We start from the raw sequence: 2,112 nt of genomic DNA, 5'->3' as shown, positions 1-2,112 counted from the left end.
TTGTGAGAATCGCACTGTTCGCCACGTGCATCGTGGACGCTATGTATCCCAAGGTTGCGCTGGCCACCGTGCGCGTTCTGGAGCGGCTCGGCCACGAGGTGGTGTTCCCGCAGGGGCAGGGTTGTTGTTCGCAAATGCACGTCAACAGCGGCTACTTCGAGGACGCCATGCCCGTGATCCGCAATCACGTCAAGGCTTTCACCGAGGTCGAGTACGACGTCGCCGTGGCGCCTTCCGGCTCGTGCGTCGCCTCGCTGGGCCACCAGCAGCCGATGGTCGCGCGAAAGTGCGGGGACGACCTGCTGGCCGAACAGGCCGCTGACGTTGCCGCCACCACGTATGAGCTCTCCGAACTACTGATCGATGTTTTGGGCGTGACCGATGCCGCCGAGCAACTCGGGTCCTGGTTCCCGGAAACCGTGACCTATCACCCCTCGTGCCACGGCATGCGCCTGCTGAACCTGGGGGACCGGCAGAAGGACCTGGTGAAGTCCGTGGGCGGCATCGACTACCGCGAGCTACCGGACGCCGAGGAATGCTGTGGTTTCGGCGGCACCTTCTCCTTCAAGAACCCGGATGTCTCCGGTGCCATGGCCGAGGCCAAGCTGCGCAACATCGAGGCGTCGGGTGCTTCCCTGTGCACCGGCGGCGACTCGTCCTGTCTGATGCACCTGGGTGGCGCGGCGTCCAAGTGGAAGGCGCCCGTGCGCACCGTGCACTTCGTGGAGATCCTGGCCTCCACCAAGGAAAACCCACTCGTGGTGGAGGGGCCCGTGGAACTGTCCATCCCCGCGCAGGGTGCGCGGGCGGCGTCGAACGCTGGAGGTAACCGATGAGCATCACCGATCTGGGCATGCCCGCGGTGCGACCCGTGCACGGGCAGGGCAACCTGCACGCGCAGGTCGCATTCCCCAAGGCCGCCAAGGAAGAACTCAAGAACGATCAAATGCGCGCCAATATCCGGCACGCAACGCACACCATTCGTGGCAAACGGACCAACGTGGTGGGCGAGGTTCCGGACTGGCAGCAACTGCGCGATTCCGGATCGGCCATCAAGGAACGCGTGATGGCCAACCTGCCCGAGCTGCTCGAGGCATTCGAACAGAACGTGATTGCCCGCGGCGGCGTGGTGCACTGGGCGCGTGACGCGGACGAGGCCAACAGGATCGTGACCGAGCTCGTGCAGGAAACCGGCACCACGGACGTCATCAAGGTCAAGTCCATGGCCACGCAGGAAATCGGTCTGGACGTTCATCTTGAAGAACACGGCATCACCGCGACCGAAACGGACCTGGCGGAGCTCATCGTGCAGCTGGGCCGCGACAAGCCCTCGCACATCCTGGTCCCGGCGATCCACAAGAACCGCGAGGAGATCCGCGAGATCTTCCGCCGCGAAATGCCCGAAACCACGGACGAGCTCACGAGCGAACCGCGCGTTCTCGCGGAGGCCGCCCGGCAGCACCTGCGGGAAAAGTTCCTGACCACGCGCGTGGCCATCAGCGGTGCGAACTTCGGCATCGCCGAGACCGGCACGCTGTCCGTGGTGGAGTCCGAGGGCAACGGGCGCATGTGCCTGACCCTGCCGGACACCCTGATCACGGTGATGGGCATCGAGAAGCTACTGCCCTCCTACGAGGACCTCGAGGTCTTCTTCCAGTTGCTGCCGCGCTCCTCGACCGGCGAGCGGATGAACCCCTACACCTCGCTGTGGACCGGGGTGACACCGGGCGACGGGCCGCAGAATTTCCACGTGGTCCTGCTGGACAACGGTCGCTCCGCGGTGCTGTCCGACCCGGACGGCCGTTCGGCGCTGCACTGCATCCGCTGCTCCGCGTGCCTCAACGTGTGCCCGGTGTACGAGCACGCCGGCGGTCACGCCTACGGCTCTACCTACCCGGGGCCCATTGGCGCGATCCTCTCGCCGCAGCTCACCGGCATCACGTCCGAGGCGAACGCGTCCCTTCCGTACGCCTCCTCCCTGTGCGGTGCGTGCTATCAGGTGTGCCCCGTCAAGATCAACATTCCGGACATCCTGGTGCACCTGCGCGACGAGGACATTCGCACCCAGCACGGCCAACGCACCCAGGACGACGCCGCTGCGGCTCCCGTTTC

General features: G+C 65.6%; 2 protein-coding genes. Both read left to right on the top strand.

Annotated features, from left to right (window positions below):
- Positions 1-2: 2 nt before the first annotated feature.
- Positions 3-836, top strand: coding sequence for a (Fe-S)-binding protein (locus Q4E95_RS13135; RefSeq protein WP_303383726.1), 834 nt, complete (start codon positions 3-5; stop codon positions 834-836).
- Positions 833-2,112: LutB/LldF family L-lactate oxidation iron-sulfur protein (locus Q4E95_RS13130; protein ID WP_303383725.1), on the top strand; the 1,280-nt coding region annotated here is incomplete at its 3' end. The genes Q4E95_RS13135 and Q4E95_RS13130, both read left to right, overlap by 4 nt.

The organism is Kocuria sp., from assembly GCF_030536815.1.
In the GTDB taxonomy this organism is placed as follows: Bacteria; Actinomycetota; Actinomycetes; order Actinomycetales; family Micrococcaceae; genus Kocuria; species Kocuria gwangalliensis.
This window is presented reverse-complemented; position numbering and strand designations above follow the sequence as displayed.